The organism is Ornithinimicrobium jinqii, from assembly GCF_045032595.1.
Classification (GTDB): Bacteria; Actinomycetota; Actinomycetes; order Actinomycetales; family Dermatophilaceae; genus Ornithinicoccus.
Window position 1 is genome coordinate 47,698 of the sequence record NZ_JBJFZS010000022.1, and the last position, 22,984, is coordinate 70,681.

General features: G+C 72.0%; 24 protein-coding genes. 8 read left to right on the plus strand and 16 right to left on the minus strand.

Annotated elements, in window-relative coordinates:
* Window positions 1-7: 7 nt before the first annotated feature.
* Window positions 8-790, plus strand: a complete 783-nt coding sequence (locus ACI3ET_RS10955; protein WP_405033080.1) for a maleylpyruvate isomerase family mycothiol-dependent enzyme — start codon at window positions 8-10, stop codon at window positions 788-790.
* On the opposite strand, the gene ACI3ET_RS10960 is transcribed toward ACI3ET_RS10955, so the two are convergent.
* From ACI3ET_RS10960 to ACI3ET_RS10970, 3 genes are read right to left on the minus strand one after another with little or no spacing between them, the layout of a single operon-like run.
* Entirely contained in the window at window positions 737-1,639 is a 903-nt protein-coding gene (locus ACI3ET_RS10960) for a TrmH family RNA methyltransferase (protein ID WP_405033081.1), read from the minus strand. The genes ACI3ET_RS10955 and ACI3ET_RS10960 overlap by 54 nt on opposite strands.
* A complete protein-coding gene (locus tag ACI3ET_RS10965) occupies window positions 1,636-2,400 on the minus strand; it encodes a sulfite exporter TauE/SafE family protein (protein ID WP_405033082.1) in 765 nt (254 codons plus the stop codon). The genes ACI3ET_RS10960 and ACI3ET_RS10965 overlap by 4 nt, the downstream gene beginning before the upstream one ends.
* A complete protein-coding gene (locus ACI3ET_RS10970) occupies window positions 2,397-3,224 on the minus strand; it encodes an ABC transporter ATP-binding protein (protein ID WP_405033083.1) in 828 nt (275 codons plus the stop codon). The genes ACI3ET_RS10965 and ACI3ET_RS10970 overlap by 4 nt, the downstream gene beginning before the upstream one ends.
* Before the next feature lie 43 nt (window positions 3,225-3,267).
* Here ACI3ET_RS10970 and ACI3ET_RS10975 point away from each other — a divergent pair, with 43 nt between their 5' ends.
* Window positions 3,268-4,035, plus strand: a complete 768-nt coding sequence (locus tag ACI3ET_RS10975) for a hypothetical protein (protein ID WP_405033084.1) — start codon at window positions 3,268-3,270, stop codon at window positions 4,033-4,035.
* An 18-nt stretch (window positions 4,036-4,053) separates the two neighbouring features.
* Here the strand turns inward: ACI3ET_RS10975 and glgA are convergent, their stop codons facing one another.
* On the minus strand, window positions 4,054-5,292 hold the full coding sequence (gene glgA / locus ACI3ET_RS10980) for a glycogen synthase (RefSeq protein WP_405033085.1): 1,239 nt from the start codon (window positions 5,290-5,292) through the stop codon (window positions 4,054-4,056).
* A gap of 77 nt (window positions 5,293-5,369) precedes the next feature.
* Between glgA and glgC the strand changes: the two genes are divergently transcribed.
* Window positions 5,370-6,626, plus strand: a complete 1,257-nt coding sequence (gene glgC / locus ACI3ET_RS10985; protein ID WP_405033086.1) for a glucose-1-phosphate adenylyltransferase — start codon at window positions 5,370-5,372, stop codon at window positions 6,624-6,626.
* 41 nt (window positions 6,627-6,667) lie between these two features.
* Here glgC and fabI read toward each other — a convergent pair whose 3' ends face one another.
* Together fabI and fabG are read right to left on the minus strand one after the other, a co-directional pair.
* Window positions 6,668-7,423 carry an enoyl-ACP reductase FabI gene (gene fabI, locus ACI3ET_RS10990; protein WP_405033087.1) on the minus strand — a complete coding sequence of 252 codons (756 nt, stop codon included), beginning with the start codon at window positions 7,421-7,423 and terminating at the stop codon, window positions 6,668-6,670.
* Between the two features lie 98 nt (window positions 7,424-7,521).
* Window positions 7,522-8,217 (minus strand): 3-oxoacyl-ACP reductase FabG, encoded by a 696-nt coding sequence (gene fabG, locus ACI3ET_RS10995; protein WP_405033131.1) that lies wholly within the window; start codon window positions 8,215-8,217, stop codon window positions 7,522-7,524.
* 110 nt (window positions 8,218-8,327) lie between these two features.
* Here fabG and ACI3ET_RS11000 point away from each other — a divergent pair, with 110 nt between their 5' ends.
* The 3 genes from ACI3ET_RS11000 to ACI3ET_RS11010 are packed head-to-tail and all read left to right on the plus strand — an operon-like array spanning window position 8,328 to window position 9,803.
* The gene (locus ACI3ET_RS11000) at window positions 8,328-8,771 is read left to right on the plus strand and encodes a DUF3099 domain-containing protein (RefSeq protein ID WP_405033088.1); all 444 of its coding nucleotides are present in this window, start codon (window positions 8,328-8,330) and stop codon (window positions 8,769-8,771) included.
* A complete protein-coding gene (locus ACI3ET_RS11005) occupies window positions 8,768-8,992 on the plus strand; it encodes a hypothetical protein (RefSeq protein WP_405033089.1) in 225 nt (74 codons plus the stop codon). Before ACI3ET_RS11000 ends, ACI3ET_RS11005 begins: the two co-directional genes overlap by 4 nt.
* Before the next feature lies 1 nt (window position 8,993).
* Window positions 8,994-9,803 carry an SURF1 family cytochrome oxidase biogenesis protein gene (locus ACI3ET_RS11010; RefSeq protein WP_405033090.1) on the plus strand — a complete coding sequence of 270 codons (810 nt, stop codon included), beginning with the start codon at window positions 8,994-8,996 and terminating at the stop codon, window positions 9,801-9,803.
* Between the two features lie 24 nt (window positions 9,804-9,827).
* Here ACI3ET_RS11010 and ACI3ET_RS11015 read toward each other — a convergent pair whose 3' ends face one another.
* Entirely contained in the window at window positions 9,828-11,537 is a 1,710-nt protein-coding gene (locus tag ACI3ET_RS11015) for a hypothetical protein (RefSeq protein WP_405033091.1), read from the minus strand.
* A 31-nt stretch (window positions 11,538-11,568) separates the two neighbouring features.
* Entirely contained in the window at window positions 11,569-12,063 is a 495-nt protein-coding gene (locus ACI3ET_RS11020) for a hypothetical protein (RefSeq protein ID WP_405033092.1), read from the minus strand.
* Window positions 12,064-12,196: 133 nt separating this feature from the next.
* On the opposite strand from ACI3ET_RS11020, the gene ACI3ET_RS11025 reads away from it, so the two are divergent.
* Window positions 12,197-12,964 (plus strand): SDR family oxidoreductase, encoded by a 768-nt coding sequence (locus tag ACI3ET_RS11025; RefSeq protein WP_405033093.1) that lies wholly within the window; start codon window positions 12,197-12,199, stop codon window positions 12,962-12,964.
* A 41-nt stretch (window positions 12,965-13,005) separates the two neighbouring features.
* On the opposite strand, the gene nhaA is transcribed toward ACI3ET_RS11025, so the two are convergent.
* Genes nhaA through ACI3ET_RS11040 form a run of 3 tightly spaced genes read right to left on the minus strand, consistent with a single transcriptional unit; the run spans window position 13,006 to window position 18,387 of the window.
* Window positions 13,006-14,901, minus strand: a complete 1,896-nt coding sequence (gene nhaA / locus ACI3ET_RS11030; protein ID WP_405033094.1) for a Na+/H+ antiporter NhaA — start codon at window positions 14,899-14,901, stop codon at window positions 13,006-13,008.
* Window positions 14,898-16,763 carry an ABC transporter ATP-binding protein gene (locus ACI3ET_RS11035; protein WP_405033095.1) on the minus strand — a complete coding sequence of 622 codons (1,866 nt, stop codon included), beginning with the start codon at window positions 16,761-16,763 and terminating at the stop codon, window positions 14,898-14,900. Before ACI3ET_RS11035 ends, nhaA begins: the two co-directional genes overlap by 4 nt.
* 25 nt (window positions 16,764-16,788) lie before the next feature.
* Window positions 16,789-18,387, minus strand: coding sequence for an ABC-F family ATP-binding cassette domain-containing protein (locus tag ACI3ET_RS11040; RefSeq protein WP_405033096.1), 1,599 nt, complete (start codon window positions 18,385-18,387; stop codon window positions 16,789-16,791).
* A gap of 131 nt (window positions 18,388-18,518) precedes the next feature.
* Between ACI3ET_RS11040 and ypfJ the strand changes: the two genes are divergently transcribed.
* Window positions 18,519-19,403, plus strand: a complete 885-nt coding sequence (gene ypfJ / locus ACI3ET_RS11045; protein WP_405033097.1) for a KPN_02809 family neutral zinc metallopeptidase — start codon at window positions 18,519-18,521, stop codon at window positions 19,401-19,403.
* Here the strand turns inward: ypfJ and ACI3ET_RS11050 are convergent.
* From ACI3ET_RS11050 to sufC, 5 genes are read right to left on the minus strand one after another with little or no spacing between them, the layout of a single operon-like run.
* A complete protein-coding gene (locus tag ACI3ET_RS11050; RefSeq protein ID WP_405033098.1) occupies window positions 19,397-20,056 on the minus strand; it encodes an acVLRF1 family peptidyl-tRNA hydrolase in 660 nt (219 codons plus the stop codon). The two genes, ypfJ and ACI3ET_RS11050, sit on opposite strands and share 7 nt — an antisense overlap.
* Window position 20,057: 1 nt before the next feature.
* Window positions 20,058-20,384, minus strand: coding sequence for a metal-sulfur cluster assembly factor (locus ACI3ET_RS11055; protein ID WP_405033099.1), 327 nt, complete (start codon window positions 20,382-20,384; stop codon window positions 20,058-20,060).
* 25 nt (window positions 20,385-20,409) lie between these two features.
* A complete protein-coding gene (sufU, locus tag ACI3ET_RS11060) occupies window positions 20,410-20,895 on the minus strand; it encodes a Fe-S cluster assembly sulfur transfer protein SufU (RefSeq protein WP_405033100.1) in 486 nt (161 codons plus the stop codon).
* On the minus strand, window positions 20,895-22,205 hold the full coding sequence (locus ACI3ET_RS11065) for an aminotransferase class V-fold PLP-dependent enzyme (RefSeq protein WP_405033101.1): 1,311 nt from the start codon (window positions 22,203-22,205) through the stop codon (window positions 20,895-20,897). The genes sufU and ACI3ET_RS11065 overlap by 1 nt, the downstream gene beginning before the upstream one ends.
* Before the next feature lie 10 nt (window positions 22,206-22,215).
* On the minus strand, window positions 22,216-22,974 hold the full coding sequence (gene sufC / locus ACI3ET_RS11070) for a Fe-S cluster assembly ATPase SufC (RefSeq protein ID WP_405033102.1): 759 nt from the start codon (window positions 22,972-22,974) through the stop codon (window positions 22,216-22,218).
* Window positions 22,975-22,984: the final 10 nt, after the last annotated feature.

Here is a 22,984-nt window from a genome sequence, read left to right on the forward strand (position 1 = left end):
TCCTGGCATGGACCGCCTTGCCGTCATCCGGACCGAGTCCCAGCACCTGGCCGACGTGCTGGCGACGGTCCCTCCGTCCGCGCGGGTGCCCAGCTGCCCGGAGTGGGACGCCGGCGACCTGCTCTGGCACCTCACGGAGGTCCACAGCTTCTGGGCCGGGATCCTCGCCGGCGACGTGCGGACCGAGGACGGCGTGGAGGCCGTCGAGGCCGCAGTCCCCCCACGCCCGCCGACGACAGCCGAGGTCCTCGCGCTGCGCGAGCGTGCCACCGCCGACCTGCTCGCCCAGCTTGAGCGCCTCGACGACGCCGAGCCGCGGTGGTCCTGGTGGGACGCCGACCAGACCGTCGGGTTCACGCGGCGCATGCAGACCTACGAGGCGACGATGCACCGGGTCGACGCCGAGCTGACCGCGGACCTGGAGGTGGGCACCATCGCCGCCGACGTCGCCACGGGCGCCGTCGACCACTGCGCCGACGTCATGTGGGCGACGGTCCCGGAGTGGGCCACCGAGGAGCAGCTCGCCGTCGTCGCGCTGGTGGCGGACGACACGCAGGACCGGTGGCTCGTCGACGTGGGGCGCTGGACGGGCACCGGTCCGGAGTCCGGCACCGAGTTCGACTGGCCGTTCGCCCGACGCTCGACGGGTGGTGCACCCACGGTGACCGTCACCGGCTCGGTGCAGGACCTGGCCCTGTGGGCGTGGGGACGCGGTGGCTCGGTGCAGGTGGAGGGCTCACGCCCCGGCGTGGAGGCCGTCGACGCCCTGATCGCGCACGGCATCCAGTAGGGGCCGCGGTCGCACCGCCCAGAAGGCCACGGCCGAGGCAGCGGCCACGTTGAGCGAGTCCACTCCCCCACCCATGGGAATGCGCACGACCACGTCGGCAGCCTCGACGGTACGGGGGGACAGCCCGTCGCCCTCGGTGCCGAGGACCAGCGCCAGCCGCTCCGGCGGGTCGGCCTCGAGCTCGTCGAGCGTGACCGCGTCGTCGGACAGCGCCAGCGCCGCCACGGTGAACCCCAGCTGGCGCAGGGTGTCGACCCCGGCCGGCCAGGGGTCGATGCGGGTCCACGGCACCTGGAACACCGTGCCCATCGAGACGCGCACGCTGCGCCGGTACAGCGGGTCGGCGCAGCGTGGGGTCACCAGGACCGCGTCGACGCCCAGGGCGGCGGCGCTGCGGAAGACCGCTCCGACGTTGGTGTGGTCCACGACGTCCTCGAGGACCGCGACCCGGCGGGCGCCGTCCAGCACGCTGCCGAGACCGGGCAGCTCGGGCCGGTGCACCGACGCCAGCACACCCCGGTGCAGGTGGAAGCCGGTCAGCTCCTCGGCCACCTCCGGCGCCGCGACGAAGATCGGCGCGCCGTGGTCCTGCGCCGTGGCGATCAGGTCCGGCCACTCCCGCACCCAGCGGGGGGTCATGAGCAGCGAGCGCAGCCGGTGGCCGGCGCCCAGCGCCCGCCGGACCACCTTGTCCGACTCGGCCATGTAGAGCCCTCGCTCCGGCTCGACCACCCGGCGCAGCGCGACGTCGGTCAGCGACAGGTAGTCGCGCAGCCGCTCGTCCCCCGGGTCCTGCACCCAGGTGCACCCTGCAGGCAGGTCCCGCCCCACGTCATACCCCGAGGTCATGTGAGCAGCAGGTAGGCGATGGCCACGAGGCCGACCACCACGATGACGGTCCTCAGCAGCACCGGCGGCATGGACCGGCCGACCCGCGCCCCCAGCACGCCGCCGGCCACGGACCCGATGCCGATGAGCAGCACGATGGTCCAGTCGACCTGACTCGGGTCCACGATCAGGAAGACCATGGCGGCCACGAAGTTGACGATCATCCCCAGCACGTTCTTGATGCCGTTGATCTGCTGCAGGCCCAGGGGCAGCAGGATGCTCATCAGGCCGAGCAGGAGCACCCCCTGCGCCGCACCGAAGTAGCCGCCGTAGATCCCGGCCACGAGGATGCCCAGGATCAGCACCAGCCAGCGCCCCGGCGTGATCCGCTCGGCGTGGTGGCGGGTCGCCCAGGCGGAGAGCCGTGGACCGAGCACCACCAGGAGCAGCGCCAGCGCGATGAGCACCGGCACGATCGTCTCGAAGGCCTCCGGTGGGAGCCAGAGCAGCAGCAGGGCGCCGATCACCGAGCCGACGAGGCTCGCCGGGGCGAGCCGACGCAGCATCGGTCCGAGCGTGCGCAGCTCGTGCCGGTAGCCCCAGGCGCCGGTCACCCCGCCCGGGACCAGGCCGAGGCTGTTGGAGATGTTGGCCGACACGGGCGCGTAGCCGAAGAAGAGGAGGGTGGGGAAGGTGATGAGGGTGCCGGACCCGACGATCGTGTTGATCGTGCCGGCGGCCAGCCCGGCGAGGATGATCGCCGCGACCTCCCAGACGCTCACGCCTCGACAGCGACGGCGACGGCGCCAGCGGCGGCCGTGGCCCCGCCGGCCCGGGCCGCCCACCGATCGCCGTGACGGTCGACGACCAGCGGGATGCCGAACGTGCTCGACAGGTTCTCCGCCGTGAGCGTGACCTCGATCGGACCGGCGGCCACCACCTGGCCGTCGCGCAGCATGAGGATGTCGGTGAACCCGGGGGGGATCTCCTCGACGTGGTGGGTGACCAGGACCATCGCCGGCGCCTCGAGGTCGCTGGCCAGCAGGCTGAGGCGGCCGACGAGGTCCTCACGCCCGCGCAGGTCCAGTCCCGCAGCCGGCTCGTCGAGGAGCATGAGCTCCGGGTCGGTCATCAGGGCCCGCGCGATCTGCACCCGCTTGCGCTCGCCCTCGGACAGGGTGCCGAAGCGACGCCGGCCGAGGTGGGCCACCCCGAGCGCCTCCAGGAGACCGGCCGCGCGCTGCTCGTCCGACTCGTCGTACTCCTCGCGCCAGCGCCCCAGCACCCCGTAGGCCGCGGTGACGACGACGTCGCTGACCCGCTCCTCGTCGGGGATGCGGTCGGCCACGGCCGCGCTGGACACGCCGATGCGCGGGCGCAGCTCGAAGACGTCGACTGTGCCCAGCACCTCGCCGAGCACGCCGGCGACGCCGGTGGTGGGATGCATGCGGGCAGCGGCGAGCTGCAGCAGCGTGGTCTTCCCTGCGCCGTTGGGGCCGATCACGACCCAGCGCTCGCCCTCCTCGACCGACCAGGTGATGTCGTGCAGGAGGTCGGCACTGCCGCGGCGGACACCGACTCCCGCGAATTCGAGGACGTCACTCATGATGGGTCACTCTAACCACTGGCCACGTCCTACCATCGGCGACATGTCCGTGCACGAACTGCCCGCGAGCGTGCGGGTCTCGCTGTGGGCCACCCGGGTCCTCGCCGGCGAGCTGCCCGCGGTCGACCTCCCGCGTCGCGCGCTGCCGGACATCGACGAGACCACCGGTCTGGTGGAGGCCGTCACGCTGTGGCGGGAGCTCGGCGAGCGGGTGGTGCTCGTGGCCCTTCCCCGCCCCGGGGACCTGGCGGGTATGCCGCACGCCTCGCCCGAGCTCGTGGCCGCCGCCACCCGCGCCGAGGAGTGCGTCTTCGTGCCAGGGGTGGGCGGGGCGCTGGTGCCGCTGCTGGAGGTCTTCGGGACGACGCACGACCAGGGGTGGATCGTGCGCTGGCAGCCGCATGGCGCAGATCCCGTGCCCACCCACCGCATCGAGGCCCTGGACCTCGGGCAGACCGAGCTCGCCCTGCGCACCGAGCTGGCCGAGCTCACCGCCGAGCTCTCCTCGGCCGGGGCTCCCCCGTTCGGGGAGGCCGCCGAGCGCAGCGCCCAACGGGCGCGGGCGGTGCGTGAAGGCGCGGGCCGCTGGGGTCTGCCCCCCGGCCTCCCGCCCCGCGCCGTGCGGGTCGTCGACCTCGCCGGTACCGTGCTCGCACTCACGGACGCGGGTCTGGACTCCGCGCACGCGTCGGTGGACGCCGCCTCGACGACCCGCCGGACCCAGGTCCTGCGGCGGCTGCAGGCGCACGCCGCCCGGGCCCTTGCCGACGCCACCAACGTGGCGGCCCTGCACCTCGCCGGCTACCGCTGAGCCGCCCGAGCCGCACCCTCAGGGCAGCTGCGGCGCGCGGCCCTCGAGCACCGCCCGGTAGACCTCCATCGTCCGCTCGGCGATCGAGGTCCAGCTGAAGTGCTCCACCGCACGCTGCCGCCCGGCCTCGCCACGACGTGCGGCCTCGGCCGGGTCCGAGAGAGCCTCGACGAGCGCTGCACCCAGGTCGGCGACGAACCGGTCCACGTCCACGGGGGTGCCCGTGCCGTCGGTCACCTGGTCGATGGGGACCAGCCAGCCGGTCACCCCGTCGCCGACGACCTCGGGGATGCCCCCTGTCGCGGTCGCCACGACCGGTGCCCCGCACGCCATCGCCTCGAGGTTGACGATCCCGAGCGGCTCGTAGACCGAGGGGCACAGGAAGACCGTCGCGTGCGAGAGGACGGCGATGACCTTGTCACGGGGCAGCATCTCGCCGATCCAGACGACCGGCGCCGCGCCCTCACCGCGGTCGGCGCGCAGGGCGTCGACGAGGCCGATGACCTCCTCGTTGATCTCAGGGGTGTCCGGCGCGCCCGCCAGCAGCACGACCTGCACGTCGTCGTCGACCTGGCGCAGCGCGCGGAGCAGGTAGGGCAGGCCCTTCTGACGCGTGATGCGACCGAGGAAGACGGCCGTGCGGGCCTGCGGGTCCAGACCCTGGGACCGGACGAACTCGGTCGCGGTCTCGGAGGTGTCCCGCTGCCACAGCTGGGAGTCGATGCCGTTGTGGACGACGTGGACCTTGTCCGGGTCCACGTCCGGGTAGGAGGCCAGGATGTCGCGCCGCATGCCGGCCGACACCGCGATGATCCCCGCCGCCCCCTCGTAGGCGACCTTCTCCGCCATGGAGGACACGCCGTACCCGCCCCCCAGCTGCTCGGCCTTCCACGGTCGCAGCGGCTCCAGGGAGTGGGCGCTCACGACGTGCGGGACCTGGGCGATGAGGCCGCCGAGATGACCGGCCATGTTGGCGTACCAGGTGTGCGAGTGGACGAGGTCCGCACCACCGGCGACGATGTCCCGCGCCATGAGCAGGTCGACGCCGAGCGTGCGCAGCGCGCCGTTGGCGTCCTCCAGGCCGGCGGGAACGGCATACCCCGTGGTGTTCTCCTCCTCGACGGGGTCGTCGAACGCCCGCACCTGGACGGTCACCCCGTCGAGCTCGCGCAGGGCCCTGGTCAGCTCGGCCACGTGCACCCCCGCTCCGCCGTAGATGTGGGGCGGGTACTCCCGGGTCAGGATGTCGATGCGCACGCGTCCAACCTAGTGGGACCGCGGTGATCGGTGCATCCCCCTCGCACGACGGGCTGCGCAGGCCCTAGGTTGGTGCCATGGCAACGCAGCGAGGCTCCCGCCCCAAGGTCCTGGCCATCGTCCTCGCGGGCGGTGAGGGCAAGCGACTGATGCCCCTGACGGCGGACCGGGCCAAGCCCGCGGTCCCCTTCGGCGGGATCTACCGGCTCATCGACTTCGCCCTGTCGAACATCGTCAACTCCGGCTACCTCAAGATCGTGGTGCTGACGCAGTACAAGTCGCACTCCCTCGACGCGCACATCACCAAGACGTGGCGGATGTCGACCCTCCTGGGCAACTACGTCGCCCCCGTGCCGGCGCAGCAGCGGATCGGCAAGCACTGGTTCGCCGGCTCGGCCGACGCGATCTACCAGTCGCTCAACCTCGTGCACGACGAGCGGCCGGACATCGTCGTGGTGGTCGGTGCCGACCACGTCTACCGCATGGACTTCTCGCAGATGGTCGAGCAGCACATCGAGAGCGGGGCCGGCTGCACGGTCGCAGCCATCCGCCAGCCGATCTCGCTGGCAGACCAGTTCGGGGTCATCGAGGTGCAGGACGAGGACCCGCGCCGGATCGACCAGTTCCTGGAGAAGCCGAAGGACCCCAAGGGTCTGCCCGACGCCCCCGACCAGGTCCTCGCGTCGATGGGCAACTACGTCTTCACGGCCGACGCCCTCGAGGCCGCCGTGCGCTCCGACGCCGTGCTCGAGGGCTCGGCCCACGACATGGGCGGCGACATCGTGCCGGCGTTCGTACGCGCCGGCGACGCGTGGGTCTACGACTTCGTGAACAACCACATCCCCGGAGCCTCGGACCGCGACCGGGGCTACTGGCGCGACGTCGGCACGATCGACTCCTACTACGAGGCCCAGATGGACCTCATCTCGGTGCACCCGATCTTCAACCTCTACAACGAGGCCTGGCCGATCTACACCAACGACGGCCCCCACCCGCCGGCCAAGTTCGTGCACGGCGCCGGCGACCGGGTCGGGCACGCCGTCAACTCGGCCGTCTCCCCCGGGTGCGTCATCTCCGGTGCCACGGTCAGCGACTCGGTGCTCTCCCCGAGGGTGAAGGTCCACAGCTTCAGCCACGTGACCAAGTCGGTGCTGATGGACCGGGTCGAGGTCGGTCGCAGCTGCCAGATCCACCGGGCCATCATCGACAAGGGCGTCTTCGTCCCGGCCGGCGTGCACATCGGCGTCGACCACGAGATGGACCGGGCTCGCGGGTTCACGGTGACCGACTCGGGCCTCGTGGTCGTGGGCAAGGGCACTGTCATCCAGGGCTGACCCGGCCCGACGCGTGTCGCCCGGTGACGCCGCCGCCCGGCTCAGAAGCCGGTCGCGTGGTACCCGCCGTCGACGTGCACGATCTCGCCCGTCGTCGCCGGGAACCAGTCGGACAGCAGCGCCACGCAGGCCTGCGCCGCGGGCACCGGGTCACTGACGTCCCAGCCCAGTGGGGAGTGCTCGCCCCACTTCGCGAACTGCGCGAAGTCCGGGATCGACTTGGCCGCCGTCGTCGCGATGGGACCGGCCGAGACGAGGTTGGACCGGATCCCGTGCGGGCCCAGGTCGCGCGCGAGGTAGCGGCTCGTCGCCTCGAAGGCAGCCTTCGCCACTCCCATCCAGTCGTAGACGGGCCAGGCGTACTGCGCGTCGAAGGTCAGGCCGACCACGCTGCCGCCCGGACCCATGCGGGGCAGCGCGGCGGCGGCGAGAGCCTTGAGCGAGTACGCGCTGACGTGCACCGCGGTGGCCACGTCCTCCCACTGCGCGTTCATGAAGTCGAACGCACCCTTGGGCGCGAAGCCGATCGAGTGCAGCACCCCGTCCAGGTGGTCGACGTGCTCGCCCACCCGGTCCGCCAGCGTCTCGAGGTGCTCGGTGTTCTGCACGTCGAGCTCGATGACCGGGGCGGGCCTCGGCAACCGTCGCGCGATCGTCTCGGTGATCCGGAAGGTGCGCCCGAAGGATGTGAGCACGACCTCCGCACCCTGCTCCTGCGCCAGGCGGGCGACGTGGAACGCGATCGAGGAGTCCATGAGGACGCCGGTGATGAGGAGCTTCTTGCCGTCCATGAGCATGGGCAGTGTTCTCTTCCTTGGGGCGGTTTGGGGGTATGCGGTGGGGTCGGGTTGGCGGTGGGGTCGGGGTTCGCCGTGGGGTCGGGGTCCGCGTCGGGTCAGTGGCCCATGCCGAGGCCGCCGTCGACGGGGACGACCGCCCCGCTGATGTAGGCCGCGTCGGGACCGGCGAGGAAGCGCACGACGCCCGCCACCTCGGCCGCGGTGGCGAACCGGCCCGCGGGGATGCCGGACAGGTAGGTCTTGCGCAGGTCGTCTGAGAGCTGATCGGTCATCTCGGTCTCGATGAAGCCCGGGGCGACGACGTTGGCGGTGATGCCGCGCCCCCCCAGCTCGCGGGTGATCGAGCGGGCCAGCCCGACAAGGCCGGCCTTGGACGCGGCGTAGTTGGTCTGTCCCGGTGAGCCGTACAGCCCCACCACGGAGGAGATGAGGATGATGCGGCCGGCACGGGCCCGGATCATCCCCTTGACCGCGCGTCGGGCGCAGCGGAAGGCGCCGGTGAGGTTGGTGTCGACGACGCTCTCGAAGTCCTCGTCGCTCATCCGCATGAGCAGCGTGTCCTTGGTGATGCCGGCGTTGGCCACCAGTACCTCCACCGGACGGCCCAGGATCTCCTCTGCGTCGGTGAAGGCCTGGTCGACGCTGTCGCTGTCGGTCACCTCGCAACGGACGCCGCGCAGCCCCTCCGGCGGCTCCCCGCCGCGGTGGGTGATCACCACGTCATCGCCCGCAGCGACGAAGCTGCGGGCGATGGCCAGCCCGATCCCCCGGTTGCCCCCGGTGACGAGCACCGCCTTGGGTCGGTCCGCCTCGGGTCGGTCCGCGTCGGACCCCGGCTCGGAGTGCGCACTCAGGAGGGAGGTGTCGTTCACGAGGGCCAACCTAGTCGTATCGTGGGTTGGTGCCCACCATCTCCCGTCCCGGACCGGCGCGTCGTTCCGCGCAAGCGGTGACGACCGCGCGTCCCTCCGTCGAGGAGGACCGGCACAAGCGGATGCGCAACTACCTGGTCGCGATGGGGTTGCGCACGGTGTCCTTCCCGATCGCCATCTGGGCCTTCGTCACCGACCACCTGGTCATCGGGTGGATCTTCGTGACGGCCGCCGTGCTCATCCCGTCGGTCGCTGTCGCGGTGGCCAACGCGGTCGACCGCCGGGGCACGTCGACACAACCCCCGCCCCCGTCACCCGTGCGTGGGCTGGCCCCTGCGGACCCCACCGACGCGACCACCACGTCCGGCCCGTCCCCGCTGATCGTCGGGACGGTCGTGACCAGCCGGGACACGCCATACCCAACACCGGACAGCACGCCGCACCCGGACGAGCCGGGCCGGGCTGCCTCGTGACGTCGTCGCCACCGCAGCGCCTGGTCTGCAGCGCCAAGGCGTGCCGCGCCCGCGCGACCGACGCGGTCGTCTGGCGCAACCCCGCGCTGCACGCCGCGAGCCGGCGCAAGGTCTGGCTGGCCTGCCAGGAGCACCGTGAGCACCTGCGCGACTTCGTGCAGCTGCGCGGCTTCCTCCTCGAGGTGGTTCCGGTCGACCAGCTCACCGAGGCGGACGGCTGAGGTGCTCGGCGTCCTGCGGCGACCCCGGTGGATCGCCTACCTGCTCCTCGCTGTCCTCTTCGGGGTCGCGACGGCCAACCTGGGGCTGTGGCAGTACCACCGGCACGAGGAGAAGGTCGAACGTCGGGACCTCGTCGAGGCCAACTACGACCGGGCTGCCGTGCCGCTGTCCGAGGTGCTCGACGGCGCGACCGACGAGCTTGAACCGGATGAGGAGTGGCGGCGGGTCTCGGCCACGGGCACCTACGACGCGGAGGCGCAGCACCTGGTGCGCAACCGGCCGCACCAGTCCGTCTACGGCTACGAGGTGCTGATCCCGCTCGTCCTGGACGACGGGTCCGTTCTCGCCGTGAACCGAGGGTGGGTGCGCAACGCCGAGACGGCCGCCACCCTCCCGGACGTGCCGGGTCCCCCGGTCGGCCCGGTGACGGTGACCGGCTGGCTGCGGCCGTCCGAGCCAGACCTCGGCCGGGACCTGCCCGACGGGCAGCTGGCCTCCATCGACCTGCCGGAGCTCGCCGAGGCGACCGGTCACAACCTCGTGGACGCCTACCTGGTGATGGAGACCGAGGCCCCCCCGGCCGAGCGCCCGGCAGTCCTGGACCGTCCGGACACGTCGCTCGGGTCTCACTTCGCCTACGCCCTCCAGTGGTGGCTGACCGTCCCCGTCGGCTTGATCCTCGTCCTGGTCATGGCGCGCCAGCTCGCTCGCGAGGAGTCGGGAGCAACGCGTGGTTCGACGACGAGGGCTTCAGCGTCTCGCCCCTCCCGCCCCAAGAAGGTCCGGATCTGGGACGAGGAGGACGAGTGACCTGGAGCGCGCGGGGCCATGGGACTAGAACGGCGGGGGGTCGTCGCGTCGCATGCGGGTCGCCCACGGTTGATCGTCTCCTCCCGACGCTGACCCGGACTCGGCTTGCGCCGAGGAGCCGGTGTCAGCTTGCTCCGAGGACCCGGGGTCGGCTTGCTCTGGGCCCCGCGCGGTGCCACCGTCGTGCCGCTCCCCTGAGGCTCGGTGCCGGGGTGGTGGGGCAGTCGGCATGCCGAGGAGTTCTTCGGGGGTCGGCTGGTCGCGAGGGCCTCCGTTGCGGACCGTGCCGTCCTTTCCGCGGTGGGTGATCCACGCCCATCCTGCGAGGTCGATCACGCAGTCCTCGGCCTCGGGAAGGTCGTCCTCGGACCGGGCCGACTCCCCCGGACGGCGGTGCACGATCGCGGCGTAGAGCACCTGGTCGGCGAGGTCTCGACGGTGGGCGAGGTCGCAGCGGTCCCGCTCCTCCTCTGACTGCTCGACCAGCACCCCGCCCTCCTCGGTCCCTTCTGCGTCGCCGCTGGCGGCGGCGTCCTGGTGGGTCCGGCGGGCGCAGACGTCGTTCAGCGCGTCGAGGTACTGACGGTAGTCGTGGCAGCGGGTGCCGACGACCTGCCCGAGCAGGGTCGTCCACGTGACGTCACGACGCGGTGTCATCACCGTGCGCCACAGCTTCTTGCTCTTCAACCAGTGCTCGCGCTTGTTCTCGCCGTTCAGGTTCACCTCCGAGGTATGGCCGCCGTCCTGCCACTCGACCTCGTGGTCCAGCTCGCACGCGCCCATCGGGGTGCGGGAGCCGGGTCCCCTGCTGTAGACGTCCGCCGCCCAGATCTGCCGCCGCATCTGCACGTCTGGACGGTAGGCCTTGATCGTCCGCTCGACGCAACGCCCGTCGGCCGGGCTCACGAGGAGTCGGTGGAACACCGTCCCGGGCTGCAGCGCCAGCTCGCGCACGTGCTCCCGTGACAGGAACGCCGGGTGCCACCCCAGCAGCTCTGCCACCGGACCGCACCTGCGCGGCGACGACCCCGGGCCGGCACCGTCGGTGGCGCCCCCACCACCGCCAGTCGAAGCCTGTCCAGGGACGACTCCCCGCCTGCAGGAGGGGCACACTGCCTCGCCCAGGAGCGCGTCCCAGGGCACCACGACCTGCAGCGCGACTGCGGGGGTGGCGTTCATGACGGCCGCCAGCGACTGGATGTCCTCGGGTGTGATCAGCTCGGCGACGTCCACGTCCGGCAGGTCGACCCGTCCGTGGAGCAGCAGCGCCGCGCAGATGTCGGCCCTCAGCTGGGCCAGCGTCCGATCGTCCCCACCCTTGCGTGCCTTGCGCGCCGCGGCGTCGATCCGCTGGTAGATGGCCACCGCCGTGGTCAGCGGTCCTGAGAAGGTGATAGCGGCGGTGCCGACGTCCTCCACGCGCATCGAGGTCCCCCGGCCCGCGTAGGCCGCCTGCCGACGTCGACGCGCCGACTCCACGTCCGTCCCCTCCGCACGAGCGACCTCCCGCTCCAGCGCAGCTGCGTAGTCCTTCTGCTGCCACGACCTTTCCGACAGGTCACCCTCCGGGGTCAGCCGCTCAGGGGCGACACACCGCGGGTCGGTCCCGAACAGCGCCTGCGCCATCTGGCCCGCCAGCTGAGTGTCCAACCGGCCCGCCTTCTGCCAGAAGGCGCGCACCAGCGCCCACGACGCCTCCCCCCGACGCAGCGCCCCCAGCACGGGCTCTCGCACGGCGGCGGGCGCACAGGCCACACCCACCAGGTCACGCGCCTCCCCGACCCGCACCCCCCAGGACCAGCTGCAGCTCCCCAGCCACGCACGACTTCGCCTCGCGCCGCCACAGCGACCGGGCCGTCACCGACAGAGCCTCTGCGTCGACCACGCCCCGCTCGTCCAGGAGCCGCCGACCGGTCATCAGCATCAGCTCCTGCACCGCGACCACCAGGTCCGCGTCCAGACGGCAGCGGGTGCTCGCCATCGCCCGCACGCCGTGCAGGACCAGACATGGAACCGGCACATCCGGCAGGCTTCCGCGATGACGCGCGGCCGCCACGAGCGCCGCGCTCAGCTGCTCCCGCTCCCTCTCCTCGAACCCCAGGTCCGCGAGCACACTCTCGAGGTGCGGCACCGGCGTGTCTCGCACCGGCCCCAACCCCTGCCACCACGGCTCGTAGTCCTCCCAGTGCTGTTCTCCGTCCGGCGGCGGCTCCCACGGCTGCGCATCCGCCGTCCTCTGCTCCGTCCACACCAGGCTCATCCGGTCCACCTCCCCGCCGGTCAACTGTTCGCGACAGGTCTACCTTAGAACACATGTACGACATACCCGAACGTCTGTCCACAAGCACCGCAGAGAAACCTCAGTGCACCGCGGATGGGCGCAAGATAGGGGCATGGACCTCGGACTGGCCGGACGCGCCTACGTGCTCAGCGGAGCCTCACGCGGGCTCGGCTTCGCCACGGCGGAGCATCTCGTGCGCGACGGGGCCGACGTGGTGATCGCCTCCCGCACGCGCGACTCCGTCGACGCGGCAGCCGAGCAGCTCGACAGCACCGGGCCGGGCAGCGCCGTCGGGCTCACCGCCGACCTGGCAGACCCGCAGAGCGCGCACGCGCTCGTCGACGCCGCCCACGAGCACTACGGACGGCTCGACGGGGTGGTCATCAGCGTCGGCGGTCCGCCCGGAGGCACTGCCTCAGGCGCGACCGACGACCACTGGCGCTCAGCGTTCGAGAGCGTCTTCCTGGGATCCTTGCGCCTGGCCCGGACCGCGCTGGAGGAGGCCCGCGCACCGCTCGCGGTCACCTTCGTGCTGTCCACGTCGGTGCGCGCACCGCTCGCCGGCCTGGCCATCTCCAACGGGCTCCGGCCGGGACTGGCCATGGTCGCCAAGACGCTCGCCGACGAGCACGGCCCGCACGGTCACCGGGTCAACGTCGTGCTCCCGGGGCGCTTCGAGACGGCCAGGGTCCGCGAGCTCGAGGCGGGGGTCGACGACCCGAGCGCCCTGCGAGAGCGCATCATCGCCGGGATCCCGCTTCGCCGCTACGGGCAACCCGAGGAGTTCGGGGCCGTCGCGGCCTTCCTCACCTCGCCGATGGCGTCGTACATGACCGGCTCGGTCGTCACCGTGGACGGGGGGTCGACCCGAGCGCTGTAGAGCGCCGCGTCACTCCCTGCGCCGCGTCGCACCCTGTCTCATCAGACGCGCCCTGCCTGGCGGGCGGCCTCGAGCACACCGACCAGGGTCTCGGTGTCCCACGGACCGGTGTGCCGGCGCTCAGCGACGAAGAAGGTCGGCGTGCCTCGTGCGCCGCTGGCCTCTGCGCTGGCCACGTCGTCGCGGACCCGCTGGTGCACGTCCGGATCGTCGAGGTCGCGCATGAACTCGTCGACGTCGAGCCCGAGGTCCTGGGCGTAGCCGACGAGCTCCTCCTCTGCCAGCGCGTCCTGGTGCTGGAAGAGAAGGTCGTGCATCTCCCAGAAACTGTCCTGCCGGTCTGCCGCCAGTGCGGCCCGGGCGGCGAGCTCGGCACTCGGGTGGACGTCCGCCAGCGGGAGGTGACGAAAGACGTAGCGCAGCTCGTCCCCGAACCGTTGACGCAGCTCGCGGGCCACCCCGGTCGTCTGGGCGCAGAAAGGGCACTCGAAGTCGCCGTACTCCACCAGCGTCAGCGGCGCGTCGACGGGTCCCAGCACGTGGTCGACGGCCGGGTCGACCGCACGGTCGAGGAACCGTGGCAGGTCGGCGTCACCCTCGCCCCGGAGGACCGCCGCCGCCCGGAACACCGCCCATCCGACGACGGTGGCGATGACCGCTGCCAGCAGCACGCCCACCGTGGCCTGCTCACGCAGGCGCTCGTCCTCGAAGGCCAGACCGGCCACGAGCAGGGACACGGTGAAGCCGATGCCCGACAGCGCCGCGCCTCCGACCACGTGCCCCATCCCGACCCCGGCGGGGAGACGGCCCGCCCCGAGGCGTACGGCCGCCGCTGCCGTCACGCTGACGCCGAGGGTCTTGCCGACCACGAGCCCGACCACGACGGCCCAGGTGAGCCGGGACGTCAGGGCATCCTGCAGCACCCCGTCCCTCAGGTCCACGCCGGCGTTGGCGAGGGCGAAGACGGGCACGACGAGGAAGGCGGACCACGGGTGCAGCGTCGACCGGAGCCGGTCGTTCACGGAGATCGCGCGGTCCAGACCCGCCCGCGCCTGCCGCCCCACCGCGACCATCGGTGACTGCCGGAAGGCCCGGAACCGCTCGGCAGCCCCCTCCACGACCTCCCGACGCGGCGCGGTGGCGCCGACCAGCAGGCCGCCCAGCATGCCGGCGATCGACGCGTGCAGCCCGGCCTCCACGGTGACCAGCCAGAGCGCGGTGCCGAGGACGGCATAGGGCGCGATCCGCCACACCCCCAGCCTGGACAGGGCCCCCAGGCCCACCCCGAGGAGGACCATGAGCAGCAGCGGCCCCGTTCGGACGTTCCCGGAGTAGACGAGCCCGATGACGCTGACGGCGACGATGTCGTCGATGACCATCAGGGTCAGCAGGAGCACGCGGAGCTGGGTGGAGAACGCCGGACCCACCACCGCGAGCGCCCCCAGCAGGAAGGCGGTGTCGGTACCGATCACCATCGCCCACCCGCGAGCTGACTCGCCCCCGGGCACCACCAGGAGGTAGAGCAGGACCGGCACCACCATGCCGCCCACGCCGGCGAGGAGCGGGATGGTGGCCCGGCGCCGGTCGGTCAGCTCTCCGACGGAGAACTCGCGCCGCACCTCCAGACCGATGACGAAGAAGAACAGCGCCATCAGTCCGTCGTTGACCCAGTGCTGGAGGTCCATGACGAGGTCGACGTCGCCGACGACCACCCCGGCCCGGGTGTCCCACAGCGCCTCGTAGGCCCCGGACCACGGGGAGTTGGCCCAGACCAGGGCGACCAGGGTCGCCAGGAGGAGGAGGGTGGCGCCGCCGGCCTCGGTGGACAGGAAGCTCCGCAGGGGGTCGGACAGCTGACCGAGCAGGGCTCGGCGCGGCGCCGGTGTGTGGTCCGGGCGGCCGCCGGACGGACCGCCGCGACGCACCCACGTCCTCATCGGCTGAACTGGGTGTCGTGCAGCGTCTTGTACAGCCCTCCCGCAGCGAGCAGCTCCCCGTGGGTGCCCCGCTGCACCACGCTTCCCCGGTCCATGACGAGGATCAGGTCGGCGTTGCGCACCGTCGAGAGCCGGTGGGCGATGACGATGGACGTCCGCCCGGACAACGCCTCGTCGAGCGCCCGCTGCACCGCCTTCTCCGACTCGCTGTCCAGGTGAGCGGTCGCCTCGTCCAGCACGACGACCGACGGGGACTTCAGCAGCAGCCGGGCGATCGCCAGCCGCTGCTTCTCACCACCGGACAACCGGTGACCGCGGTCCCCCACCACGGTGTCGAGCCGGTCGGGCAGCCGTTCGACGAGAGCCTCGATCCGGGCCGCGCGCAGGACCGCCCACATCTCCTCCTCGGTCGCCGACGGCCGGGCATAGAGCAGGTTGGCGCGGATCGAGTCGTTGAACATGTGCGCCTCCTGCGTCACCACCCCGACGGTGGCGCGCAGCGAGGACATCGACGCCTCCCGCAGGTCGACGCCACCGACGCGGACGACCCCGCCGGTCGGGTCGTACAACCGGGAGACGAGCGAGGTGAGGGTCGTCTTCCCCGCCCCCGAGGGGCCCACGAGGGCCACCATCGACCCCGCGGGTATGTCGACGTCGAGAGCGTGCAGGACGAGGTGCCCGTCCATCGTCTCGGCCTCCGGACGCTGCTCGAGGGAGGCGATCGAGACCTCGTCGGCCGCGGGGTAGGCGAACGACACGTCCTGCAGGCTCACCCCCACCGGTCCGGACGGGATGTCGCGGGGCTCCTCCGCCTCCCGCACCAGCGGCCGCAGGTCCAGCACCTCGAAGATCCGCTCGAAGGACACCAGCGCCGTCATGATGTCGACCCGCACGTTGGACAGCGCCGTCAGCGGGGCGTAGAGCCGGGACAGCAGTGCGGCCATGGCCACCAGCGTCCCCACCGACAGCTCGCCGGCGACCGCCATCAGGCCACCCATGCCGTAGACGAGCGCGGTCGCGAGCGAGGCGACCAGGCCGAGCCCGGCCATGAACACGACCCGGTTGGCCGCGATGCTCACGCCCGCGTCCCGCACCCCGCGAGCGCGATCGGCATACTCCCGGTTCTCCTGGTCCGGGCGCCCGAAGAGCCGCACGAGCAGCGCACCGGCCACGTTGAACCGCTCGGTCATCCGGGTGTGCATGTCGGCGTTGAGGGACATCTGCGTGCGGGTCAGCGCCGACAGGCGGGCGCCCATGAAGCGGGCGGGGACGAGGAAGACCGGCAGGAGCATGAGGGCGAGCAGGGTGATCTCCCAGCTCATCGACAGGAGCGCGGCCAGGATCAGCACCATCTGGACGAAGTTGCTCACCAGCCCCGACAGGATCGAGGTGAAGGCCATCTGCGCCCCGATGACGTCGCTGTTGAGCCGGCTGACCAGAGCCCCCGTCTGCGACCTCGTGAAGAACGCGATCGGCTGCCGCAGCACGTGCCCGAAGACCTCGGTCCGCAGGTTGAGGATCAGGCCCTCCCCGATCCGCGAGCCGAACCAGCGGGTGAACACCGTCACCACCGACTCGACCACCGCGATCGCGGCGACGACCAGCCCGAGGCGGATGACGACCTCGCGCACCTGCGGCACGACGCCGTCGTCGATGATCCGCTGCAGCAGGAGCGGTACTGCCGTGACCAGGACACCGCTGACGATCGTCAGGACCAGGTAGACCACGATGTCGGGCACGAACGGCTGGCCGTAGCCGGCCACCCGACGGGCCGTGCCGGCACGCAGCTTGTGGTCCTTGACCGAGGCGTCCTTGGAGAAGCTGCGCACCGAGGCTCCCCGCATGCCGCCGACCATCGTCATCTGCGCTCCTCCTTGGGCCGACGCCTCACGCCAGCTCGATCAGGTCCTCGTAGTCGCGGCCCCACAGGTCCTCGACCCCGTCGGGGAGCAGCAACACCCGTTCCGGCTCGAGGGCCCGGACAGCGCCATCGTCGTGGCTGACGAGGACGACCGCACCCTCGTAGGAGCGCAGCGCGGCCAGGACTTCTTCCCGGGAGGCCGGGTCGAGGTTGTTGGTCGGCTCGTCGAGCAGGAGCACGTTGGCCGCCGAGACGACGAGGATCGCCAGCGCCAGCCGGGTCTTCTCCCCGCCGGAGAGGACCCCCGCCGGCTTGTCGACGTCGTCGCCGGAGAAGAGGAACGACCCCAGCACCTTGCGGGTCTCGGTCTCGCCGAGGTCGGGTGCGGCGGTCTTCATGTTCTGCAGGACGCTGCGCCCCGTGTCGAGCGTCTCGTGCTCCTGCGCGTAGTAGCCCAGCTTGAGCCCGTGCCCGGCGATCACGTCCCCGGTGTCCGGCTCGTCGATCCCGGCGAGCAGGCGCAGCAGCGTGGTCTTGCCCGCGCCGTTGAGCCCGAGCACGACGACCCTGGAGCCGCGGTCGATGGCCAGGTCGACGTCGGTGAAGATCTCCAACGAGCCGTAGGAGCGCGACAGGCCCTCGGCGGTCAGGGGTGTCTTCCCGCAGCTCGCGGGGCTCGGGAAGCGCAGCTTGGCGACCTTGTCGGACTGCCGTTCCCCCTCGAGACCGGCGAGCATCCTCTCGGCGCGGCGCGCCATGTTCTGCGCCGCGACCGCCTTGGTGGCCTTGGCCCGCATCTTGTCCGCCTGCGCCAGCAGGACCGCAGCCTTCTTCTCGGTGTTGGCGCGCTCGCGGTGGCGTCGCCGCTCGTCGGCCTCACGCTGGGTGAGGTAGGCCTTCCACCCCATGTTGTAGACGTCCATGACCTGGCGGTTCGCGTCCAGGTAGAACACCTTGTTGACCACGGTCTCGATGAGTGCCACGTCGTGGGAGATGACCATCAGCCCACCGCTGTAGCTCTTGAGGTGCTCGCGCAGCCAGACGACCGAGTCGGCGTCCAGGTGGTTGGTCGGCTCGTCGAGGAGCAGGGTCTGGGCGTCGGAGAAGAGGATCCGCGCGAGCTCGATCCGGCGGCGCTGGCCACCGGAGAGGGTGTGGAGAGGCTGTCCGAGCACGCGGTCGGGCAGCCCGAGCGAGCTCGCGATCGAGGCGGCCTCCGCCTCTGCGGCATACCCGCCCCTGGTGGTGAACTCCCCCTCCAGGCGGGTGTAGCGGCGCATCGCCTTCTCGCGCGCCTCGCCGTCGGCGGAGCCCATCCCCTCCTCGGCGGCGCGGAGCCCGCGGATCACCTCGTCGAGGCCGCGCGCGGAGAGGATCCGGTCGCGGCCGAGGACGTCGAGGTCCCCCGTCCGCGGGTCCTGCGGCAGGTAGCCGATCGCGCCGGTGCGGGTGATGGTGCCGGCCGCCGTCTCCCCGCCACCGGCAAGGATCTTGGTCAGGGTGGTCTTGCCGGCGCCGTTGCGCCCGACGAGCCCGACCCGGTCGCCCGGCCCCACGCGGAAGGTGACGTCCTCCATGAGGAGGCGGGGGCCCACGCGGATCTCGACGCCGGAGGCAGTGATCATGCGGGAGCTCCTCCGGGTGTATGGGGTGCGCCCGGCCCGGCGTGGTGCAGCGGGGTGGGCAGAGTGACTAGTCTACGCGCTAGGTGTGTGGTCGACCGACCGCCGCCGGGACCTGCGGAGGCGGAGACAGCATGACGTTTCGGGAGAACGCCAACATCGGCTCTGGGCGGGCGAGCCGGGGCGGGCGCGGCGGCGGGGGTGGCGGACTCGCCGTCGGCGGGGGCATCGGCACGCTGCTGCTGGCGCTGGTCGTGATGATGTTCGGCGGCAACCCGGGCGATCTCCTCGGTGGGGACGGCGGGTCGACGCAGTCGACCGCGCAGAACGTCGATCTGGCCGAGTGCCAGACCGGCGCCGACGCCAACGAGAACGTCGACTGCCGGATGAAGGCCACCATGCTCTCCCTGGAGGACTACTGGACCGGGGTCGCCCCGGACGCGGAGCTCACCCAGGCCATCCTCTTCAGCGGTGCGGTCGACACCGGCTGCGGGCAGGCCACCAGCCAGGTCGGGCCGTTCTACTGCCCCGTGGACGGCACGATCTACCTCGACACCGCCTTCTTCCAGCAGCTGGAGGGCCAGCTCGGCGCCGACGGCGGCAACTTCTCGCAGATGTACGTGCTCGCTCACGAGTACGGCCACCACATCCAGAACTACACCGGAGCGCTCCGCGCCTCGCAGCAGGACGCGCAGGGCCCCGAGTCGGGCGCCGTGCGCGTGGAGCTCCAGGCCGACTGCTTCGCCGGAGCCTGGGCGGGCAACGCCACCCGGACCGAGGACCCCGACGGCAACACGCTGCTCGAGCCGCTGAGCCGCGAGGACATCGAGTCCGCACTGTCGGCCGCCTCCGCCGTGGGTGACGACTCGATCCAGGAGCGCATGCAGGGCCAGGTGACCCCCCACACGTGGACGCACGGGTCGTCCGAGCAGCGCATGGGCTGGTTCATGCGCGGCTACGAGTCCGGCGACCCGAACCAGTGCGACGTCCTCAACGCGGGCAGCGTCGACGACTACTGAGCACCCGCGCCCTCGGCGTTGTGGACCTCGACGCGGACGGCCCGGGCACGCTGGGCCGCCGCGTCGAGCACAGCCCGCCTCGGGTCGGCCAGGTCGGGCAGCTCACGGGAGGGTAGGCCGTGCAGCCGGGTCAGCGGCCCCGTCGCGAGCGCGGCGAGCACCTCTGCCGCCAGGGTGCGGTCACCGCCTGTGACCACTCCCCCGACCGTGCCCGCCGTGGTCTCCCCCTCGCCCAGCACCCGCGCCGCGTGGCCCACCACCGCCCCGACGAGGGCGTCGGCCTGGTGGCCGCGCCGCCGGGCGTAACGCTGCTGGGACCAGCCGCCGGCGGCCGTGCGCGACTGCACGTGGCGGGTCCCCACCTTGTGCGCGACCAGCTCGCCCGACGGGGAGACCACGGCCACGGCATACCCACCCCGCCGCACCAGCAGGAGGAGCAGCGCGGGTGGGAGCGCCCAGACGTCGAAGGGCTCGGCCGCGTCGCTCCAGCCGGTGAGCCTCGCCCAGGACCCGTCGGCGGCGTCCAGCTGCCACGCGACGGGGGTCGCCGAGGGGACGCGCACGCGGGAGAGCCGCCCGTGCGAGGCCGCGAACCGCTCGACCCAGCCGGGCAGGCGCTCGGGAGCGACCTCCACCCGGCCGGCGGTGCTCATCTCAGACGTTGAAGCCGAGGGCGCGCAGCTGCTCGCGACCCTCGTCGGTGATCTTGTCCGGTCCCCACGGCGGCATCCAGACCCAGTTGATGCGGTGGCTGGCGACCAGACCCTCCAGGGACTGGTGCACCTGGTCCTCGATGACGTCGGTCAACGGGCAGGCGGCGCTGGTCAGCGTCATGTCGATGACGGTGTGGGCCTGCGGGTCCACGGTCACGCCGTAGACGAGACCGAGGTCGACGACGTTGATCCCGAGCTCGGGGTCGACGACGTCGCGCAGCGCCTCCTCCACGTCCGCGACGTTGGGCGGGGTGGTGATCTCGCTCATGGGGTTCTCCTCGAGGTGGGGGGTGTCAGGATCTGGTGGTGCGGCCCACGGTGCTGGCGGCAGAGATGTCGACGCCGGCGCGGGCCAGCGCGTCGAGGTAGGCCGACCAGGACAGCAGCGCGCACTTGACGCGGGCCGGGTAGCGGGACACGCCGGCGAAGGCGACGGCGTCGCCGATCTGCTCGGGGTCGCCCGGGTCGGTGCCCCGGCTGGTCAGCATCGCGTGCAGGTGCTGGTAGGTCTCCAGGGTCTCCGCGACGGTGTGACCGACGGACTCGTCGGCCAGGACCGAGGCCGAGGCGATCGAGATCGAGCAGCCGAGGGAGTCGTAGGACACGTCCTGCACGACCGGGCCGCGCCCGTCCTGACCGTCGACCACGTGCACGCGCAGGCTGATCTCGTCCCCGCAGGTGGGGTTGACGTGGTTGACCTCGACGTCGTAGGGCTCGCGCAGCCCCGCGTGCAGCGGACGCTTGGCGTGGTCCAGGATGAGCTCGCCGTAGAGGTCCATCAGACCGCCACCCCGAAGACCTGCGGCACCCGGTCGAGCGACTCGGCGAAGGCGTCGATCTCCGCTGCCGTGGTGTACACGCCGAAGCTGGCGCGGGTCGAGGCCGGCACCCGCAGGCGCCGGTGCAGCGGCCACGCGCAGTGGTGGCCGGTGCGCACCGCCACCCCGGAGTCGTCGAGGATCTGTCCGACGTCGTGAGGGTGCACCCCGTCCACGGTGAAGGCCACCGAGCCGACCCGGTCGGCCGGGTCCGCGGGTCCGAGGACCCGCACCCATGGTCGCTGCGCCAGCACCTCGAGGGTATGCCGCATGAGGGCCTGGTCGTGGGCCTGCACCCGGTCCAGGCCGAGGTCGCTCAGATAGTCGAGGGCGACCGCCAACCCGACGGCCTGGGCGGCCATCGGCACGCCGGCCTCGAACTTCTGCGGCGGAGGCGCCCAGGTCGAGCCCTCCATCCGCACGACCTCGATCATCGAGCCACCCGTGAGGAAGGGCGGCATCGCCTCGAGCAGGCCGCGGCGTGCCCAGAGGACGCCGATGCCGGAGGGGCCCAGCGTCTTGTGCCCGGTGAGGACCAGCGCGTCCACCCCGGAGTCGGGCGCGGTGAGGTCGCTGATGTCCAGGTGCGGCGCGGACTGGCAGGCGTCCACGACGACGAGCGCGCCCACGGCCTGCGCGGCCGCGGTCACCGGGGCAAGGTCCACGTGGGTGGCGACGACGTTGGACACGTGCGTGAGGGCGACCACCTTCGTCCGCGGCCCGACGACCTCCGCGGGGTCCTGGAGGTAGCCGTCGTCGGTGATGCCGATCCAGCGCAGCGTGGCGCCGGTGCGGCGGCACAGCTCCTGCCACGGCACCAGGTTGGCGTGGTGCTCCATCTCGGTCACCACGACCTCATCACCGGGGCCCAGCCGCAGCCGGTCGGCCCACGCGGGATCGGTGCCGTCGAGCGCGCCCGGTGCGGCGGCGTTGGAGAACGCGTAGGCGAGAAGGTTCAGGCCCTCGGTGCCGTTCTTGGTGAAGACCACCTCGCCCCTGTCGGCGCCGAGGAAGCGGGCGACAGACGCCCGCGCCCCCTCGAACGCTTCGGTGGCCTCCTCGGCCAGCTGGTGCGCGCCCCGGTGGACCGCGGCGTTGTGCTGCTCGTAGAAGTCACGCTCCGCGTCCAGCACCATCCTCGGCTTCTGCGAGGTCGCGCCGCTGTCGAGGTAGACGAGAGGTCGTCCGTCGCGCACGGTACGGGCGAGCAGCGGGAAGTCCGCCCGGATCCGGGCGAGCTCCTCGGTGCTGAACGGTCGACCCGTCGTCATGGGTGGAGCCTCAGACCGAGGCGGGCAGGAAGCGGTCGTAGCCCTCGTTCTCGAGCCGGTCGGCCAGGTCGCGGCCACCGGACTCGGCCACCCGCCCGTTGACGAACACGTGCACGTAGTCGGGCTCGATGTAGCGCAGGATGCGGGTGTAGTGGGTGATGAGCATGACGCCCAGCCCGGTGGCCCCCTTGACACGGTTGACGCCCTCGGAGACGACCTTGAGCGCGTCCACGTCGAGCCCGGAGTCCGTCTCGTCGAGGATGGCGATCTTGGGCTGGAGCAGCTCCATCTGGAGGATCTCGTGGCGCTTCTTCTCGCCGCCGGAGAACCCCTCGTTGACGTTGCGCTCGGCGAAGGAGGGGTCCATGCGCAGCAGCTCCATCGCGCCCTTCATGTCCTTGACCCAGTGGCGCAGCTTGGGCGCCTCGCCGTCGATCGCCGTCTTGGCGGTACGCAGGAAGTTGGACACGGTGACGCCGGGCACCTCGACGGGGTACTGCATGGCCAGGAACAGGCCGGCCTGGGCGCGCTCGTCGACGCCCATCGCCAGCACGTCCTCGCCGTCGAGCAGCACCTGGCCACTGGTGACTGTGTACTTCGGGTGGCCGGCGACGGCATACGCCAGGGTCGACTTGCCAGAGCCGTTGGGACCCATGATGGCGTGGGTCTCACCCGAGCTGATGGTCAGGTCGACGCCGCGCAGGATCTCCTTGGCGTCGTCGTCGGCGGCGACGCTGACGTGCAGGTCGCGGATCTCGAGGGTGGTCATGGTGCTCCTT

What these genes read in the sequence shown, in the direction of transcription:
- ACI3ET_RS10955 (WP_405033080.1), top strand. Translation starts at nt 8, where the DNA reads ATGGACCGCCTTGCCGTCATCCGGACCGAGTCCCAGCACCTGGCCGAC.
- ACI3ET_RS10960 (WP_405033081.1), bottom strand. Translation starts at nt 1,639, where the DNA reads ATGACCTCGGGGTATGACGTGGGGCGGGACCTGCCTGCAGGGTGCACC.
- ACI3ET_RS10970 (WP_405033083.1), bottom strand. Translation starts at nt 3,224, where the DNA reads ATGAGTGACGTCCTCGAATTCGCGGGAGTCGGTGTCCGCCGCGGCAGT.
- ACI3ET_RS10975 (WP_405033084.1), top strand. Translation starts at nt 3,268, where the DNA reads ATGTCCGTGCACGAACTGCCCGCGAGCGTGCGGGTCTCGCTGTGGGCC.
- glgC (WP_405033086.1), top strand. Translation starts at nt 5,370, where the DNA reads ATGGCAACGCAGCGAGGCTCCCGCCCCAAGGTCCTGGCCATCGTCCTC.
- fabI (WP_405033087.1), bottom strand. Translation starts at nt 7,423, where the DNA reads ATGCTCATGGACGGCAAGAAGCTCCTCATCACCGGCGTCCTCATGGAC.
- ACI3ET_RS11020 (WP_405033092.1), bottom strand. Translation starts at nt 12,063, where the DNA reads ATGAGCCTGGTGTGGACGGAGCAGAGGACGGCGGATGCGCAGCCGTGG.
- ACI3ET_RS11025 (WP_405033093.1), top strand. Translation starts at nt 12,197, where the DNA reads ATGGACCTCGGACTGGCCGGACGCGCCTACGTGCTCAGCGGAGCCTCA.
- nhaA (WP_405033094.1), bottom strand. Translation starts at nt 14,901, where the DNA reads ATGAGGACGTGGGTGCGTCGCGGCGGTCCGTCCGGCGGCCGCCCGGAC.
- ACI3ET_RS11035 (WP_405033095.1), bottom strand. Translation starts at nt 16,763, where the DNA reads ATGACGATGGTCGGCGGCATGCGGGGAGCCTCGGTGCGCAGCTTCTCC.
- ACI3ET_RS11040 (WP_405033096.1), bottom strand. Translation starts at nt 18,387, where the DNA reads ATGATCACTGCCTCCGGCGTCGAGATCCGCGTGGGCCCCCGCCTCCTC.
- ypfJ (WP_405033097.1), top strand. Translation starts at nt 18,519, where the DNA reads ATGACGTTTCGGGAGAACGCCAACATCGGCTCTGGGCGGGCGAGCCGG.
- ACI3ET_RS11050 (WP_405033098.1), bottom strand. Translation starts at nt 20,056, where the DNA reads ATGAGCACCGCCGGCCGGGTGGAGGTCGCTCCCGAGCGCCTGCCCGGC.
- ACI3ET_RS11055 (WP_405033099.1), bottom strand. Translation starts at nt 20,384, where the DNA reads ATGAGCGAGATCACCACCCCGCCCAACGTCGCGGACGTGGAGGAGGCG.
- sufU (WP_405033100.1), bottom strand. Translation starts at nt 20,895, where the DNA reads ATGGACCTCTACGGCGAGCTCATCCTGGACCACGCCAAGCGTCCGCTG.
- ACI3ET_RS11065 (WP_405033101.1), bottom strand. Translation starts at nt 22,205, where the DNA reads ATGACGACGGGTCGACCGTTCAGCACCGAGGAGCTCGCCCGGATCCGG.
- sufC (WP_405033102.1), bottom strand. Translation starts at nt 22,974, where the DNA reads ATGACCACCCTCGAGATCCGCGACCTGCACGTCAGCGTCGCCGCCGAC.